Consider the following 15,293-nt stretch of genomic DNA (forward strand, 5'->3'; position numbering starts at 1 on the left):
GGTCACTCCCCGCGCCACCAGGCCGCCGACCGCGCCCAGCGGCTCCTCGGGCGGTCGGGGGCGGGGGCCCCGGGCTCCGCGGCGGGCGCCGGGAAGTCCACCGCCGACGTCCGCCGGCCGCCCCCGAGCCGTCCGTCCTCGGACGGTCCGTTCCCGGATCGTCCGAGGTCCGGGGCGGCCGGAGCGGGCGGGAAGCATACCGGCAGGGCGGCGAGCGCGCGGTGGAACGGGCCGGGGCGCCACCGCAACTCCTCGACGGGAAGCGTCAGTTCGAGGTCCGGGATCCGGTCGAGGAGCTTCTCGACCGCGACGGCCGCGATCAACCGGGCCGGACCCTTCGCGGGACAGGTGTGCGGGCCCGCGCTCCACGCCAAGTGGGCTCGGTTTCCCGTCCGTTGACTACTCGTGAGGGCAGGATCGGTGTTCGCGGCGGCGAGGCTCACCACCAGCGGATCACCCGCGCGCAGCAGCGTGCCCTCGTACACGACGTCGTGCCGCGGGTAGTGCACGGCGTAGTTGGCGATCGGCGGGTCGGTCCAGAGCACCTCGTCGAGGGCGTCCTCGACCGGCAGGGTGCCGCCGGACAGGTCGCCCGCGAAGCGGTCGTCGGACAGCAGCAGACGCAGACTGTTCGCGATCAGGTTCTGCTGCGGTTCGGTGCCGGCGCCCATCAGTACGGCGAGGGTGTGGATCATCTCCTCGTCGGTCAGCGCGGCCGGGTGTTCCATCAGCCAGGACGTCATGTCCGGCGCGGGCCGCCGCCGCTTCAGCTCGACCAGGTCGAGCAGAGTGGTGGTGAGCAGCTCGTTCGCCTTCTCGGCGTCCACCCCGTCGAACATCCCGGACATGCCCTCGACCAGCCGGACGCCGTGGCCGGCGGGGCAGCCGAAGAGATGGTTGAAGACGAGCAGCGGCAGGACCTGGGCGTATTCGCCGAGCAGATCCGCCGTGCCGATCGGCGCGAACCGGTCGATGAGCGTGTCGGCGCTGCGCTCGGCATACTCGCGCAGGGTGCTGGACTCGACGCGGGCGAGCGTGTCGGTGATCGCGCCGCGCAGCCGGCTGTGCTCCTCGCCGTCGGTGAACAGGGCGTTGGGCCGGTACATCATCATCGGGACGACGGGGCTGTCCATCGGGACGGTGCCGTCGGCCAGGTCCTTCCAGCGCCGCGGGTCCTTGGAGAAGGTCTCCGCGCCGCGCAGGACGTGCAGGGCGGCGTCGTACCCGGTGACCAGGGTGGCCCGGACACCGGGCGCGAGTTCGACGGGCGCGGTCGGCCCGGCCTGCCGCAGCCGCCCGTAGACCGCCGCGGGACCAGCCGCGAACTCCGGCCCGTGCAGGGACTGGTGAGCCGGGCAACCGCGGGGCGGTACGGCGTTCACGCATGCTCCAGTTCGCCGGTGCGGGCCAGCAGATGGGCGACGAGGGCGATCAGTGTCTCGGTGGCGGAGATCCGGTCGCGGGCGTCGCAACGCAGCAGCGGGGTGGAGGGCAGCAGGTCGAGGGCGTCGCGCACCTCGGCGAGACCGTGCTCCGGCCCGTCGTCGAAGTCGTTCAGGGCGACGGCGTACGGGAGCCCCGACTCCTCCAGTAAACCCATGACTTCGAAGGACTGGTCGAGGCGCCGGGTGTCGGCGAGAACGAGTGCGCCGAGCGCTCCGCGCGTCAGGTCCTGCCAGAGCCCGGTGAAACGCCGCTGCCCCGGGGCGCCGAACAGGTAGAGAACCAGGGTGTCGTTGAGGGTGACGCGGCCGAAGTCGAGGGCGACCGTGGTGGTGGTCTTGTCCCGCGCACCCGCCAAGTCGTCGACGAGCGCGCCGGCTCGGGTCATGACCTCTTCGGTGCGCAGCGGCCGTATCTCGGACAGCGCGCCGACGAAGGTGGTCTTGCCGACCGCGAAGTGGCCCACGACCAGCAGCTTCACGGCGCTCTGCACGCCCTCGGGCAGGTACCTGGTCTCAGAGGCGGGAGCGGAGTCCATCGAGCACCTCCTGGAGGATGCGGGTGTCGGACGGCGGCCCGGCGGAGGGGATCGGCGCGCGCGTGACCAGGTGACCGGTGTCCATCAGGTCGGCGACCAGCACCTTGGTGACGCTGACGGGGAGTTCCAGATGCGCTGCCACCTCGGCCAGCGACAGCGCCCCGGGCCGGCACAGCTCGATCAGCCGCCGCTTCTCGGGGCTCAGTCCGACGCGCGGCGGGCCGACGGCGGCGATCAGCAGCGTGACGAGGTCGAGGGTGTTGCGCGACGGATGCGAGCGACCGTCCGTGACGACGTACGACCGGACCAGCCGCTCCCCGGGACGACGTCCGGGCGGCGTCATGCCGGACTGCCGGTGTCCTGCCGGGCCGGGCTGGTCAGCTCCTTGCCGAGCCGGTCGACCATCTTGTGCATGCGGTAGGTGACCGCCTCCATGTCGACGTCCTCGGTCGTGGACACCGCGAGGTGGGTGCCCTCGCCCGCGGCGACGAGGAAGACGTACCCGTGCGCGAACTCGATCAGGGTCTGCCGCCATGGTGTGTCCGGGCTGCCGCAGAACTCGGCGGTGCTGCGGCTGATCGACTGCACGCCGGACAGGCCCGCGGCCAGCCGCTCGGCGTCGTCCCGGCCGATGTCCGCGGAATGGGCGCGGAGCATGCCGTCGGCGGACAGCAGGATCGCGTGCCGAGCTTCCGGCACCTTCAGCACCTCGTCGAGCATCCACCCCAGCTCGTTGGTCATGGGCGCGGTCATCCCTGTGTGCTCCCTTCGATCGAGTGGGGTGTTCCGTACGACGTCACGGGCGCGCCCGTGGACATCGCGGGGGTGCCTGCCGTCGCCGCGAGGACATCCGCCGCCATCACAGAGGCATCCGTCGACGTCACCGGAGCGTGCGTCGACCTCACCGTGGCCTGCGTAGGCGGCACGGGGGCCGGCGCGGGCGGCACGGGGGAATTCGTCGGCGTCACCCGAGCGTGCGTCGGCATCACCAGGGCGTCCGCCTGCGTCGCTGGGGCACCCGTGGACGACAGCGGGGTGTCCGACGGCGCGGAGGCTTCCGGGGTTCCGGGGGCGTCGGGCGGTTGCGGGGCCGCCGGGGTGCCGGTGGTGTCCCGCTCCGCGCGGCCGAAGCGGGTGCCGCGGGCGAACGCGCCCATGCGCCGGGCGTTCTCCTCGGCCGACCGCGCGCTGACGTCCTCGGTGGGCAGGGCGGCAGGCACGGCGGCGGGCCGCTCGGCGGCGGGCGCCTGCTCCGGGCCGCGGCGCCGCCGCTTCGGCAGGCCACCGGCCGTCGTCGTCTCGACGGGCGCGGCCGCCCGACGCGTGGGACGCAGCGGCGCCCGGGAAGCCGCCCCCGGACCCACCGGCCGCCCTGCCGTCCGCGAGGGCTCCGCCCGCGGCGGCACCTCCACCTCCGGGGCCAGATGCGTGAGCAGCGTCGACGGCAGGAACACCACGGCGCGGACACCGCCGTACGGGGACCGCGTGTCCACCGAGACGCTGAAGCCGTACCGTGCGGCGAGCACGCCGATGACGGCGAAGCCGAACTGCGGCGGATCGTCGAGCCGGGTCACGTCCACCGGGTCGCGGCCGGTCAGCAGCGCGGCGGCCCGCCCGGTCGCCTGGCCGTCCATACCGACACCGGCGTCGTCGATGACCACGCAGGCGCCGTTGTGCGCCGGCTGGACGGTGACCTCGACGGTGGTGTCGGGCTGCGAGTGGCGTGCCGCGTTGTCCAGCAGCTCGGCGACGGCGAGGACCACCGGTTCGACCGAGCGGCTCTCGACGGCGATGTCGACCTGTCCGTTGACGCGGACGCGCCGGTAGTCGCGGACACGGGAGGTCGCGCCGCGCACCACCTCGGTCAGCGCGGAGGTGCTGCGCTGCCGTCCGGGCCAGGAGCCGCACAGCACGGCGATGGCCTGGGCACGACGGCCGAACTGGGCGTTGGTGTGGTCGATTTCGAGAAGGTCGCGCAGCACGTCGGGGTGGTCGTGCCGGTCCTGCATCTGCGCGATGGACACCTGCTGCTCGTTGGCGAGGGCCTGGATCGAACGCATCGACGCCTTGAGCGCGGACTTCGCGGACTGGTCGGCGCGCGCCTGCGCGTGTCCCACCGCTTCCGAGAAGCGTTCGAGGACGCTGTCGAGGTGCTTCGCGAAGTCCGTGCCGGCCAGCCGGGCGTCGAGCGGCCCGGCGGCCGGGACACCCGTGGGAACGTGCTGGTGGGGGGCGTCCTCCAGGGCGGGCAGGCGGACCTCGGCCAGGTGGCGCAGCTCCTCGTCGCGGGCCCGCAGGTCCTCCGCGAGCCCGGCGGCCCGCCGCCGCTGCCGCGTGCTGATCCCTCGCTGGCGCAGCAGCAGCACGGTGACGGCGAGCAGGCCGGCGGCCAGGCACCAGGACGCGGCCTCCGGTATCCGATCGGTCATGGTCCTCAAGTCCTCTTGTGCAGAGACGCGTTACTGGGGCGGAAGCACGAAAAGTGAGGGGTGGGGCGCGAGTTGGCGCGGCGCATGACGGTAGCCGCGCGACGGCGTCCGCGCTTGCCCCGGCGCGCAAGGAAGTTGCCGTCATGCGCACCGGCTGTGTGCACTAGGCTGACACCGCGTAACTGCCCTCACCCACGCGGGAGTCGATGGTGTCGTTGCCTGCGGGAAACTACCTGGTGGAGACCCGGTCGACGGGTGCGGTGGAACCGTGGGAGCGGACCGACTTCTGGAGCGCGCACATCGATTCGCACCAGTCCCGGATGGGGTACCGGTACAGCCGTACCGACGACTTCCGCGGTGAGACGGTGCGTCAGCGCACGGAGGCGTATCAACTCGTCAGGTTCCGGTCGGACGAGATCGAGTACAGCAGGACCGCGCGGCAGATCCGCGAGGACCCCGACGGGGACTACCGGTTACTGCTGCCGCTGAGCGGGGAGATCGTCCTGCGCCAGGACGGTCACGAGGCCAGGCTGACTCCGGGGACGGGCACGCTCGTCTCCTTCGGGTCGCCCTTCCAGTGCCTCCAGGACGCCTCCACCCAGGCGTTCGTCCTCACGATCCCGGCCCGTGAGGTGGACGGCCCGCTGAACCGCAGGTCGCCGCTGGCCACCGGCCTCGACCTGAGCAGGGGCCTCGGCCGCGTCGTCCGCTCGATGCTCGACGGTCTGTACGCCGAGCGCGACGATCTCACCGACTCCCAGTTCAACGCCGTGTCCGACCGTGTGGTCGAGCTGCTGTGCATGCTCGCCACCGGCGACGACCGCCCCGACGGGGCCCGCCACCTGACCGACGTGGAGACGGCGGTCCGCCGCCACGTCCGCGAGAACGCCGCCGATCCCGGCCTCACCGGCACGTCCGTGGCCCACGCCCTCGGCTGGTCGCTGCGCCAGATCCAACTGGCCCTGCAGCACGCGGGCACCACCCCCCGCGACCTGATCCGCGAGGAGCGCCTGCGCCTGGTCCGTGAACGCCTCCAGTGCGGCGACTGCGAACGCCTGACCATCACCGATCTGGCGTACGCCTCGGGGTTCTCGTCGGCGAGCGCCCTGAGCACAGCGTTCCGGCAGCGCTTCGGGGTGAGCCCACGGGAGATGCGCAACGGCGTCCGCGGAACGTGACCGGGCACGGCCGCCGAGCCCTCCCCCGCGCGTACGGCCTGGGACAATCGACACAGGACAGGACCCGTCGGAGACGGGCTGCTGCTTCGGGAGCGGAGATGGATCTGCGGCAGATGGAGGTCGTGGTCGCGGTGGCCGAGGAGGGCGGTTTCACCGCGGCGGCCCAGCGGCTGCACGTGGTGCAGTCCGCCGTGTCGAGCACGGTCCTCGCGCTGGAACGGGAGCTGGGCACCCCCCTGTTCGACCGCACCACGCACCGGGTGTTCCTGACCCCGGCGGGCGAGGTCTTCGTCCCGGCGGCCCGCGCCGCGCTGCGGGCGGCGGAACAGGCGCGGGCGACCGTCGACCTGCTCCGCGGACAGCTGCGGGGCAGGATCACGATCGGTACGACGCAGGGCGTCTGGGCCGGCCTCCACCGGCCGCTGGCCGCACTGCGCGCCGAGCATCCGGGCGTGGTGGTGCGCTTGCGGCAGGTGTCCGTGACCGACATCCGGCACGCGCTGCGCGAGGGGACCGTCGACCTGGCCGTGGTCGCGCTCGACCGGCAGCGGCAGCGCGGTCTGGTGACCAGGCTGCTGTCGTACGAGGAGATGGTGCTGGTGTCCGCCCCGCGGCGGGCGCTCACCGGGACCGGCCCGGACGGCACGGTCACGCTCGCCGGGACCGGCCCGGACGGCACGGTCACGCTGGCCGAGACCGCCCGGCTGCCGCTGGTGGACTTCACCCCGGGCTGGGCCATCCGCCTCTCCGTCGACCGTGCGTTCCGTGCCGCGGCGGTGGAGCGGGAGACGACCTTCGAGGTCGACGACATCGTCGCCGCGGCCGAACTCGTCCGGGGCGACCTGGGCGTCTGCGTCATGCCCGCCTCGATCGCGGAGCAGTTCCCCGACCTCAGCACCCACGCCTTCGCCCGGCACGCACCCCACTGGAAGATCGTGATGGTCCACCCCCGCGGCGACACCTCGCCGACGGTCACCGCACTGCTGCGGCACATGCCCTGAGGACGTGCTCCCTCGGTTCGGTGGCAGTGGGGTGCTGGTCAGGCGGATCCGGCGGGTTGGGCGGGGTGGGCCGGCTGGGGGGTCAGGCGGGTCAGGCCCTTGCGGTCGTAGTAGCGGGTCATCGCGAAGCCGAAGACGAGGGCGAGGACGGCGCCGATACCGATCATGAGCCAGGCGCGTCCCAGGCCGGCGTCGGCGCGCGCGTCGAAGAAGAGGATGGCGCGCACCCCGTCGCTGAGCTGGCGCATGGGCTCGAAGACGGACAGGAAGCGGTAGAAGCCGGGGACCGCCTGGAGCGGCACGGTGGCGCCCGAGGACGGCAGGCCCAGCACGATGAACACGAACATGGACACGAGCTGCCCGATCCCGCCGAACGCCGCGTTGATCGCCTGGACGCCCAGTCCGACGGCGAGGCTCGCGCAGTAGGAGTAGATCCACAGCAGGGGCAGGTGGGTGGCGTCCATGCCGAGGATCGCGACGGTGGCCAGCATGACCAGGGAGACCGTGAGCACGGTGATCCCGGCGGTCATGAGCATCTTCAGGAGCAGGGTCTGGGTGCGGTTGATCGGCACGGTCGGGCGGCGGGTGTGCCAGGGGCCGATCTCGTTGTCGGCGTAGCCGAGGGCCGTGTCGACGCCGGTACTGATGAGGTTGCCGCCGAGGAATCCGGCCAGCACCAGGAGCAGGGTGTAGTAGAACGCGCTCAGCCCGAGACCGCTGTGCTGGCCGATGGGGTGCCCGACCCGGGTGACGACCTGGACGGGGTCGGCGAGGAGCAGCCGCGTGGTGGAGTCCGCCTTGGCCGTGACGGGGGACGCCGACAGTTCCTTGCCGATGGTCGTGGAGGCCTGCTGCGCGGCAGCCGTGGTGATCCGGCCGGCGAGGGACGAACCGAGGCTGCCCATACCGGGGTTGGTCAGCACCGTCATGGTGGGCCGGACCGTGGCGTTAGCCGTGGTCAGCGCGGTCAGGGAGTCGGTGAAATCCCTGGGGACGACCAGGGCGCCGTAGATCTTGCCGGAGGAGAGCTGGTCCTGGGCCTGGGCGCGGGTGAGTCTGCGCCAGTCGACCGTGCCGGAGGTGTCGCTCGTGACGACGGCCGCGGTGACCTGGGTGCCCACGTTCTGCCGCTGCCCCGGAGACGGTTTGCCGGTGTCCTCGTTGACCAGGCCGATCGGCAGGTCGTGCAGATGCCGGTTCGGGTTGACGATGCCGCCCATGTAGAGCAGCGACAGCAGCAGCGCGAGCAGCCCCGTCAGCACGGTGGGCAGCAGCCACAGTTTCGGACGGCGCAGGAGCGCGGCGGCACGCGCCTGGGCGGGGGCACCGACGCGGTCACCCCGGCCGGCCCCGGTGCCGCCAGGGCCGCCGGTGCGCCCGGCGTCACCGCTGCCCGTGCCCATGGCGTCCTCGTCGCCGTCGTCCGCGGGGTGATTGCTGTCGGCGTCCATGGTTCTCCGTAGGTTCCGGGGCGGCACGGGAGCGGCGGTGGGCGCGCGGCCCGGCCGGGGAGTCCGGGGCCGCACGTCAGGTCAGGATCGGGGGTACGCGCGCGTCACGGACGGCGACTCGCCGGACGCCGACGCGCCCTCGGGGCCCGGGCACAGCGACCGCACCGGCCGGTCCGCTCGGACCGCGCCCTCCCCCCGCGTCGGCATCGCCCGCGCTGTCGCTCACACGCTGGTCCCCCTTCCCCTCCCGGACACCATGGCGTCACACCGAACGGGAACGTTTCCCCCGTCCCCGTTGCATCGCCTCGGATCCGTCCGTCCGTACGCGGGCGTGACGCGGAAGGACGACGTGCGCCGTGTCCCTGCCCCCGCTCGAAAGCCTCCCCGCCCCCACCCTCACACCCACGCCACTCGCCGCACCTGTCGCCGCATCGGTCCCCGCACCCGCATGCGCACCCACCCCCACGCCCGCCCCCAGCGATTCACCGTGCGCGACCCACCCTCCTTCCATCGCCCCCTCCCCCTCCCGTCTCACGTCCGTCACCCGCCTCACCCGCCTCACCCGCCTGGTATTGGCGCTGCTCCCCCTGCTGCTGATCGGGACATGGGTGGGGCTGGACCGGCGCGCGCTGCGCGACGGCGTCACCCGGCTGGGTGCGGCCGATCCCTGGTGGCTGCTCGCCGGGGTCTTCTTCACCCTGCTGGGCTGGGTGGCCGCCGCGTGCGTCCGTCAGGGCGCCCTGCCGGAAAGGCTGCCGCCCGGCCTCCTGCTGGCGTCGCAGTTCGCCGCCGGCGCCGCCAACCACGTGCTGCCGGCGAGCATCGGCGCCCATGCGGTCACTCTGCGCTTCCTTCAGAACCGAGGCATACCGCTGCCTCGGGCGACCGCCTCGCTCGCCCTGTACTCGCTGGTCAAGCCGGTGGCGAAGATGCCGGTGCTCATCCTCTTCCCGGTGGCCTTCGAGGACACCCTCCGGCTCGGCGAACTCGCCCCGGACCGCTGGGCGCTGTTCCTGGCGGGAGGAAGCGTGGTGCTCGGTCTCACGACCGCCTGCCTGCTTCTGAAGATCGTCCGTCCGCTGCGCCGCCCGGCCGTCGACTTCCTGCGCACCGCGCTGACCGATGTACGGATCCTGCACACCCGGCCCAGCCGCGTACTCGCCCTCTGGGGCGGGTCGGCCGCCGCTCCGGTGCTCCAGGGAAGCGTGATCGCGTCGGTCGGCTTCTCGCTCGGGCTGCCGTTGTCGTGGGCGCAGGTGGTGCTCGCGCTGCTGATCGCCAGTACCGCCGTGGGCGCCGTACCCGCGCCGGGCGGAATCGGCCCGGTGGACGCGGCCCTGGTGTTCACCATGGTCGCGCTGGGCGCCCCGATGGACCTGTCGACGGCCACCGTCATCGGCTACCGCGTCCTGACGGTCTGGCTCCCCCTGCTCCCGGGCACGCTCGTCCTCTCGGCCCTGGTGCACCGCGAGGTGCTGTGAAACAAGGTCGGCGCGGAAGCAGGACGGAGGATCACCGTGGGCCGCCCACGCCGACGTCCCGGCCGACAGCGGGCGCAGCAGTTCGGGCACCCCGTTTGATCTGCGTGAGGACGGACTCGTCGGTGATCTTCGTGTCGGCGGCCAGCAGGAGCGCCTTGCTGAGGATCGGGGAGAACCGGTCGTCCTCGAACGGCAGGAACGCCTTTCCGTCCCCCGGGCGCCGCGCCGGGACGATGCACAGGTAGCTGTCGTCCGGCTGCATCAGGATGTTGGCCGAGCCCAGGTGGATCTTGTACGTGCGCAGCTCACCACGGACGATCAGGAAGCGGCCGTCGAGCGAGCACCGGCCGGCGATCTTCAGGCGCGGCAGGATACGAGCCCATGTCGTACTCGGTGGCGCGGAACTCGGTCCGCTGACGTTCCAGGAGATCGACGAGCCAGCGGACGCGGTCGAGCGCGGCGGACCTCACGTCGTCGAGTGAGTCGTTCCTTCGGGATCCGGCCACCAAGGCGTCGTACAGCATGGCGGGATAGTGGCAGAGGGGACTGACAACGCGATCGACTCCGGCACCACCGTGATCACGGGCTACCGGCGGATCCAGCACCGGGAACAGCGACGGGGCCGGCCCTGACTGGAGCCGACCCCGCTTCACCCGCGCTCAAATGCTCACGTCTCGTCCTGAGCCAGCCGCAACGAGATCGAGTTGATGCAGTACCGCTGATCCGTCGGAGTCGCGTACCCCTCGCCCTCGAAGACATGGCCGAGGTGCGATCCGCAGCGGGCGCAGCGCACCTCGGTGCGTGTCATGCCGTGCGAACGGTCCTGGATCAGCTCGACGGCGTCGGAGTCCTTCGGGTCGTAGAAGGACGGCCAGCCGCAGTGCGACTCGAACTTCTCCGTGGAGGTGAAGAGTTCGGCGCCGCAGGCGCGACAGGAGTAGACGCCCGTCGTCTTGGTGTCGGTGTACTCGCCGGTGAAGGCGGGCTCGGTGCCCGCCTTGCGCAGCACCGTGTACTCGGCCGGGGTCAGCTCCGCGCGCCACTGCTCGTCCGGCTTTTCGATGTCGTACGACATGAAGCTCAACCCCTCACGCTCAAGGAGGCCCGCTGGGGGCCACGGTCACTCGGACAGCCGGGCGAGGATCTCCGGTCCGAGATCCGTCACGTCGCCCGCGCCCATGGTGAGAACGAGATCACCGGGCTTCGTCATTCCCGCGACGACGGACGGCACCTCGGCCTTGTCGTGGACCGGGGTCACCTCGGCGCCCGCGGCCCGTGCGGCCCGCAGGATCAGCTCGCTGGTGACACCCGGGATCGGGTCCTCGCGGGCCGGGTAGATGTCCAGGACGACCGAGGAGTCCGCCAGCGACAGGGCCTCGCCCATCTCCTTGCCCAGCTCCTGGGTGCGGGAGAAGAGATGCGGCTGGAAGACCACGAGGATGCGGCCCGAGGTGCCGGCCCGCATGGCCTCCAGGTCGGCGGTCATCTCGGTCGGGTGGTGCGCGTAGGAGTCGATGACCTGGACGCCGGCCGCCTCGCCCTTCAGCTGGAGGCGGCGCTTCACGCCGGTGTACGAGGCGAGCGCGGGGGCCAGCTCGGCGGCCGGGATGCCCAGCGCGACACCCGCGGCCAGCGCGGCCACCGCGTTGTGCGCGTAGTGACGGCCGGGGACGGAGACCGTGAAGGTCAGCTCGGTGCCGTCCAGCAGCACCGTCACCTCGCTCTTCAGGCCGTGCGGGACCACCGAGAGCACCCGGACGTCGGCGTCGGCGGCGTCGCCGTACGTCACCACGCGCACGTCACGTCCCGTGACCCGGCGGGTCAGCTCGCGGGCGCCCTCGTGGTCCGCCGAGATCACCAGCGTGCCGCCCTCGGTGACGCGGTCCACGAACGTCTCGAAGGACTCGTAGATCTCTTCCATGGACGCGTAGTTGGCGTGGTGGTCGAGCTCGACGTTGAGGATGATCGCGACCTCGGGCGCGTACTTGTGGAAGCTGCGGTCCGACTCGTCGGCCTCGGCGACGAAGATCTCGCCCTCGCCGTGCAGGGCGTTCGAACCGGGGGCGTCGAGGTCGCCGCCGATGGCGTACGACGGCGAGAGGCCGAGCGACGACAGGGACACGGCCAGCATCGACGTGGTGGTCGTCTTGCCGTGGGTGCCCGCGACCGCGATCGGGCGCAGGCCGTCCATCAGGCGGGCGAGGGCGTCCGAGCGGTGGACCACCGGGATACCGAGCTCGGCGGCGCGGGCGAGCTCCGGGTTGTCCGCGCGGATCGCGGAGGAGACCACGACGCAGGTGGCGTCGGGGGCGAGGTGGTCGGCCGCGTGCCCGATGTGCACCGTGGCGCCCAGCGCGCGCAGCGCCTCGGCGGTCGCGGACTCCTTCGCGTCGCTGCCCGCCACCTGGGCCCCGCGCTGCGCGAGGATCTTCGCGATGCCCGACATCCCGGCGCCGCCGATGCCGATGAAGTGCGGTCGGTCCATCGCGGTAGGAAGGCCGGGTGCCATGCGTGTATCTCCCCAAGATCCGGTACGAAGGTGGGCGCGCTCTCCCGAAGAGAACGCGGACCCAGCCTATGGGGTGCGGCGGACAGCGCCTCACAAGGGACACCGGCGAACCCGCCCCGGCCATCCGGGGCGGACACCCAGCTGGGACCCAGGGGTACGCCACCCGCGCCCGGGGGCTCGGCACCGCGCCGCACCCACGCCCCGCAAGGGGCCCCGGAACTCGGGGCCCGCTCACACCTTGCTGTGCGAGAACAGCTTCAGCACCGGGACGCCCACCTTGTGGCGGGCCCGGGAGGCCCAGTCGCGGTGGAAGAACTCCTCCACGTAGTGGGGGTCGGTCAGCACGATGACCTCGTCGGCCTCCACCTCGTCGACCAGGCCCTTCAGCGCGTCGAGCGGGTGGTCCTCGATGAGCCGGCCCTCGGCCGCGCTGCCGGACGCGCGCAGGGCCAGCAGCGAGACCTCCAGCGCCTGCTCGCCCTGGCTGGCGGCCGCCTCGCCCTCCGGTGTGTCGCCCTCGCGGGTCGCCTCGTCGATCTCGCCGAGCGCGACGTCGTCGATGGCCCGCAGCAGCCGGTCCGCCTGGTCGCCCCGGGGCTGGAGCAGCACGTGGAAGGCGACCGCCTCGTCACCGTGCAAGGTCGTGACGAACTCCACGTCGGCGGACGTCAGGGCCTTCTCGATCATCAATACGCTTGTGAACACGACAGGCGCCCTTCTCGTCCGTGGGCCGTCCCGGCCCCTGCGGAAACCATCCTGCCCCGTGATCGCACGGGTACTGCGCGATTTGGTGTGCCCGTCGGAAGATAACCGGAACCGACTGTTCCGTCCGCTTGTCAGGGCCGACGGTATCGGCCGTACAGGAACCCGGCCTCTTCCAGCAAAGACACCAGTTCGAGCTGGCGCGGAACCGGCACCGAGGGCCCCCCGGCGATTCGCTGGGCGCCGCCCGCGGCGAGCATCGGGGCCAGCGTCAGACACATCTCGTCCAGCACACCGGCCGCGATCAGCTGGCCCAGCAGCCGGGGCCCGCCCTCGGTCAGCAGCCGGGTGTGCCCGAGGTCGCCCAGGGCCCGTACCGCATGGGCGGGATCGATCCCCTCGCCGTCCCCGGCGACGACCACCTGTGCGCCCGCCCGCCCGGCCGCCGCGATCCGGTCCGGGGCGGCCGCGGCGCCGGTCAGCACCAGCGTGGGCACCAGGGGCGAGGTGAAGAGCGGCAGCGAGAAGTCCAGGTCGAGGCTCGCCGTGACCACCGCGATCGCGGGGGCGGGGCCCTGTCCGGCGGCCTTCCGGAGTGCCGCGAAGGCCTCACGCGCGCGTGCCGGCCGGTACCCCTCCTGCCGTACGGTCTCCGCGCCGACGACCACGACGTCCGCGAGCCCTCTGAGGACGCCGAAGATCCGCATGTCGGTGGCGTTGGAGATGGGCTGCGAGCGCCCGTCGTGCTGGGCCGCGCCGTCGAGCGTGGACACCATGTTGGCCCGCAGCCAGGGCCCCTGGACCTCGGGGTAGGCGTACGCCTCCGCCAGTTCGCCGAGCTCCCATTCCCGCTCGGCCGCATCCGTCACGGAGGCCCCGGCGGAGGCCTGGGCTGCTGTTTCGTAGGTCACAGGGAACAGGCGTCGCATGACGTGCAGTCTGGCACGGCGCATAGAGTGGGGAACCGTGTCGTCCACCTCCACCGCCTCCGCGATCGACCCGATAGCCGAAGCGGCACCCCTGTCCCTGTGCGCCCGCGAGCCGCACGTCCCCGCCGACCGGCTCGTCGCCGAGATGGTGCCGCCGCCGCGCTTCGACTCGGTCCGCTTCGCCACGTACATCCCTGACCCGAACCAGCCCAGCCAGACCGAGGCCGTGGGCATCCTCGAAGGCTTCGCCGCGGGGCTGGGCGGGGCACACGCCGTGGGCGCGCCCAAGCGGAGGCTGTTCGGCTTCGGCAAGGCCCCGAAGACACCGGCCGGCCCCCGGGGCGTCTACCTGGACGGCGGCTACGGCGTCGGCAAGACCCACCTCCTGGCCTCCCTGTGGCACGCGACCCCGGCGGAGCCCGCGCTCAAGGCGTTCGGCACCTTCGTGGAGCTGACGAACCTGGTGGGCGCGCTCGGCTTCCAGAAGACCGTGCAGACCCTCTCCGAGCACCGCCTCCTGTGCATCGACGAGTTCGAACTCGACGACCCGGGCGACACCGTCCTCGTCTCCACCCTGCTCGGCAAGCTGGTCGACGCGGGCGTCGCCCTCGCGGCCACCTCGAACACGCTTCCGGGCAAGCTCGGCGAGGGCCGGTTCGCCTCCGCCGACTTCCTGCGGGAGATCCAGGGCCTGTCCGCGCGCTTCCGTCCGCTGCGCATCGACGGTGAGGACTACCGCCACCGCGGGCTGCCCGAGGCGCCCGCCCCGTTCTCCGACGAGGAGGTCACCAAGGCGGCGTACGCCACCGAAGGCGCGTCCCTGGACGACTTCCCGCACCTGCTGGACCATCTCGCCCGCGTCCACCCCAGCCGGTACGGCGCCCTGACCGACGGGATCGGGGTGGTCTGCCTCACCGACGTCCAGCCCGTCCCGGACCAGTCGACGGCGCTGCGGCTCGTGGTCCTCGCCGACCGGCTGTACGACCGCGAGGTGCCGGTCCTCGCCTCCGGAATGCCGTTCGACCAGCTGTTCAGCGAGGAGATGCTGAACGGCGGCTACCGCAAGAAGTACTTCCGCGCGATCTCCCGCCTGACCGCGCTCGCCCGTGACGCGAAGCCGCTCGTGGAGGGCCGGGGAGCCTAGGCCCATCGCGAACAGCGGGAGCGCACGATTTCCTGCCGGCCGGCCCGGCAACAACCCCGCCCCCGCGACGTAAAGTGGAGAAGAGAGACAAACTGGGCGACTCGGAAGGGGGTCGTCATGGTCCAGGAACTCATCGCGGCTGTCGCGGTGGCCGCTTCCGCCGGTGTGGTCTATGTCGCGGCCGGCGCCAGGGTCGTCAAGCAGTACGAGCGCGGGGTCGTCCTCCGTCTGGGGCGGCTCGCCGGGGAGGTCCGCTCCCCCGGGTTCACCATGGTCGTGCCCTTCGTGGACCGGCTGCGCAAGGTCAACATGCAGATCGTGACCCTGTCCGTGCCGGCCCAGGAGGGCATCACGCGGGACAACGTGACGGTCCGGGTGGACGCGGTCGTCTACTTCAGGGTGGTGGACGCGGCCGACGCGGTCATCAAGGTCGAGGACTACCGCTTCGCGGTCTCCCAGATGGCACAGACGTCGCTGCGTTCGATCAT

At 72.2% G+C, this 15,293-nt stretch carries 16 protein-coding genes and 1 pseudogene; 5 read left to right on the forward strand and 12 right to left on the reverse strand.

Translation table 11 applies throughout. The annotated features are described in order from the left end of the window. Positions 1 to 2 precede the first annotated feature (2 nt). The 5 genes and pseudogenes from ACZ6KY_RS39390 to ACZ6KY_RS39410 all read right to left on the reverse strand — a co-directional run. Positions 3 to 1,382, reverse strand: a complete 1,380-nt coding sequence (locus ACZ6KY_RS39390) for a cytochrome P450 (RefSeq protein WP_469315074.1) — start codon at positions 1,380 to 1,382, stop codon at positions 3 to 5. Continuing rightward, positions 1,379 to 1,981 carry a GTP-binding protein gene (locus ACZ6KY_RS39395; RefSeq protein ID WP_469315075.1) on the reverse strand — a complete coding sequence of 201 codons (603 nt, stop codon included), beginning with the start codon at positions 1,979 to 1,981 and terminating at the stop codon, positions 1,379 to 1,381. Before ACZ6KY_RS39395 ends, ACZ6KY_RS39390 begins: the two co-directional genes overlap by 4 nt. After that, positions 1,959 to 2,324 (reverse strand): DUF742 domain-containing protein, encoded by a 366-nt coding sequence (locus tag ACZ6KY_RS39400; protein WP_469315076.1) that lies wholly within the window; start codon positions 2,322 to 2,324, stop codon positions 1,959 to 1,961. The genes ACZ6KY_RS39395 and ACZ6KY_RS39400 overlap by 23 nt, the downstream gene beginning before the upstream one ends. Further along, the gene (locus ACZ6KY_RS39405) at positions 2,321 to 2,734 is read right to left on the reverse strand and encodes a roadblock/LC7 domain-containing protein (protein WP_355840032.1); all 414 of its coding nucleotides are present in this window, start codon (positions 2,732 to 2,734) and stop codon (positions 2,321 to 2,323) included. Before ACZ6KY_RS39405 ends, ACZ6KY_RS39400 begins: the two co-directional genes overlap by 4 nt. Positions 2,735 to 3,072: 338 nt before the next feature. Continuing rightward, positions 3,073 to 4,410: pseudogene (locus ACZ6KY_RS39410) on the reverse strand (ATP-binding protein); the annotation flags it as partial. A gap of 206 nt (positions 4,411 to 4,616) precedes the next feature. Between ACZ6KY_RS39410 and ACZ6KY_RS39415 the strand changes: the two are divergent. After that, on the forward strand, positions 4,617 to 5,588 hold the full coding sequence (locus tag ACZ6KY_RS39415; RefSeq protein ID WP_469315077.1) for an AraC-like ligand-binding domain-containing protein: 972 nt from the start codon (positions 4,617 to 4,619) through the stop codon (positions 5,586 to 5,588). Positions 5,589 to 5,686: 98 nt separating this feature from the next. Beyond that, positions 5,687 to 6,589, forward strand: coding sequence for a LysR family transcriptional regulator (locus ACZ6KY_RS39420; RefSeq protein WP_469315078.1), 903 nt, complete (start codon positions 5,687 to 5,689; stop codon positions 6,587 to 6,589). Positions 6,590 to 6,627: 38 nt separating this feature from the next. Here ACZ6KY_RS39420 and ACZ6KY_RS39425 read toward each other — a convergent pair whose 3' ends face one another. Beyond that, positions 6,628 to 8,040, reverse strand: a complete 1,413-nt coding sequence (locus ACZ6KY_RS39425; protein WP_469315079.1) for a YhgE/Pip domain-containing protein — start codon at positions 8,038 to 8,040, stop codon at positions 6,628 to 6,630. 356 nt (positions 8,041 to 8,396) lie between these two features. Here ACZ6KY_RS39425 and ACZ6KY_RS39430 point away from each other — a divergent pair, with 356 nt between their 5' ends. After that, on the forward strand, positions 8,397 to 9,521 hold the full coding sequence (locus tag ACZ6KY_RS39430; RefSeq protein WP_469315080.1) for a lysylphosphatidylglycerol synthase transmembrane domain-containing protein: 1,125 nt from the start codon (positions 8,397 to 8,399) through the stop codon (positions 9,519 to 9,521). Positions 9,522 to 9,552: 31 nt separating this feature from the next. Here ACZ6KY_RS39430 and ACZ6KY_RS39435 read toward each other — a convergent pair whose 3' ends face one another. The 6 genes from ACZ6KY_RS39435 to ACZ6KY_RS39460 all read right to left on the reverse strand — a co-directional run bounded on the left by ACZ6KY_RS39435 (position 9,553) and on the right by ACZ6KY_RS39460 (position 13,661). Continuing rightward, positions 9,553 to 9,894, reverse strand: a complete 342-nt coding sequence (locus tag ACZ6KY_RS39435; RefSeq protein WP_469315088.1) for a DUF7737 domain-containing protein — start codon at positions 9,892 to 9,894, stop codon at positions 9,553 to 9,555. Beyond that, positions 9,827 to 10,045, reverse strand: a complete 219-nt coding sequence (locus ACZ6KY_RS39440) for a hypothetical protein (RefSeq protein WP_469315081.1) — start codon at positions 10,043 to 10,045, stop codon at positions 9,827 to 9,829. Before ACZ6KY_RS39440 ends, ACZ6KY_RS39435 begins: the two co-directional genes overlap by 68 nt. A 143-nt stretch (positions 10,046 to 10,188) precedes the next feature. Further along, positions 10,189 to 10,596 (reverse strand): peptide-methionine (R)-S-oxide reductase MsrB, encoded by a 408-nt coding sequence (msrB, locus tag ACZ6KY_RS39445; RefSeq protein ID WP_469315082.1) that lies wholly within the window; start codon positions 10,594 to 10,596, stop codon positions 10,189 to 10,191. Positions 10,597 to 10,641: 45 nt separating this feature from the next. Then, entirely contained in the window at positions 10,642 to 12,030 is a 1,389-nt protein-coding gene (murC, locus tag ACZ6KY_RS39450; RefSeq protein ID WP_469315083.1) for a UDP-N-acetylmuramate--L-alanine ligase, read from the reverse strand. 231 nt (positions 12,031 to 12,261) lie between these two features. After that, positions 12,262 to 12,735 carry an indole-3-glycerol phosphate synthase gene (locus tag ACZ6KY_RS39455; RefSeq protein ID WP_469315084.1) on the reverse strand — a complete coding sequence of 158 codons (474 nt, stop codon included), beginning with the start codon at positions 12,733 to 12,735 and terminating at the stop codon, positions 12,262 to 12,264. A 131-nt stretch (positions 12,736 to 12,866) separates the two neighbouring features. Then, positions 12,867 to 13,661 carry a pyrimidine reductase family protein gene (locus tag ACZ6KY_RS39460; RefSeq protein WP_469315085.1) on the reverse strand — a complete coding sequence of 265 codons (795 nt, stop codon included), beginning with the start codon at positions 13,659 to 13,661 and terminating at the stop codon, positions 12,867 to 12,869. Between ACZ6KY_RS39460 and zapE the strand changes: the two genes are divergently transcribed. After that, positions 13,660 to 14,805 (forward strand): cell division protein ZapE, encoded by a 1,146-nt coding sequence (gene zapE, locus ACZ6KY_RS39465; RefSeq protein ID WP_469315086.1) that lies wholly within the window; start codon positions 13,660 to 13,662, stop codon positions 14,803 to 14,805. The two genes, ACZ6KY_RS39460 and zapE, sit on opposite strands and share 2 nt — an antisense overlap. 117 nt (positions 14,806 to 14,922) lie before the next feature. Beyond that, on the forward strand, positions 14,923 to 15,293 hold a 371-nt coding region (locus ACZ6KY_RS39470; protein WP_469315087.1), incomplete at its 3' end, for an SPFH domain-containing protein.

This window comes from Streptomyces sp. NPDC042002 (assembly GCF_055588305.1).

Bases quoted from the DNA above. Each gene is read 5' to 3' on its own strand.
- ACZ6KY_RS39395 (WP_469315075.1), bottom strand. From the start codon at position 1,981: ATGGACTCCGCTCCCGCCTCTGAGACCAGGTACCTGCCCGAGGGCGTG.
- ACZ6KY_RS39400 (WP_469315076.1), bottom strand. From the start codon at position 2,324: ATGACGCCGCCCGGACGTCGTCCCGGGGAGCGGCTGGTCCGGTCGTAC.
- ACZ6KY_RS39405 (WP_355840032.1), bottom strand. From the start codon at position 2,734: ATGACCGCGCCCATGACCAACGAGCTGGGGTGGATGCTCGACGAGGTG.
- ACZ6KY_RS39415 (WP_469315077.1), top strand. From the start codon at position 4,617: ATGGTGTCGTTGCCTGCGGGAAACTACCTGGTGGAGACCCGGTCGACG.
- ACZ6KY_RS39420 (WP_469315078.1), top strand. From the start codon at position 5,687: ATGGATCTGCGGCAGATGGAGGTCGTGGTCGCGGTGGCCGAGGAGGGC.
- ACZ6KY_RS39425 (WP_469315079.1), bottom strand. From the start codon at position 8,040: ATGGACGCCGACAGCAATCACCCCGCGGACGACGGCGACGAGGACGCC.
- ACZ6KY_RS39440 (WP_469315081.1), bottom strand. From the start codon at position 10,045: ATGCTGTACGACGCCTTGGTGGCCGGATCCCGAAGGAACGACTCACTC.
- msrB (WP_469315082.1), bottom strand. From the start codon at position 10,596: ATGTCGTACGACATCGAAAAGCCGGACGAGCAGTGGCGCGCGGAGCTG.
- murC (WP_469315083.1), bottom strand. From the start codon at position 12,030: ATGGCACCCGGCCTTCCTACCGCGATGGACCGACCGCACTTCATCGGC.
- zapE (WP_469315086.1), top strand. From the start codon at position 13,660: ATGACGTGCAGTCTGGCACGGCGCATAGAGTGGGGAACCGTGTCGTCC.
- ACZ6KY_RS39460 (WP_469315085.1), bottom strand. From the start codon at position 13,661: ATGCGACGCCTGTTCCCTGTGACCTACGAAACAGCAGCCCAGGCCTCC.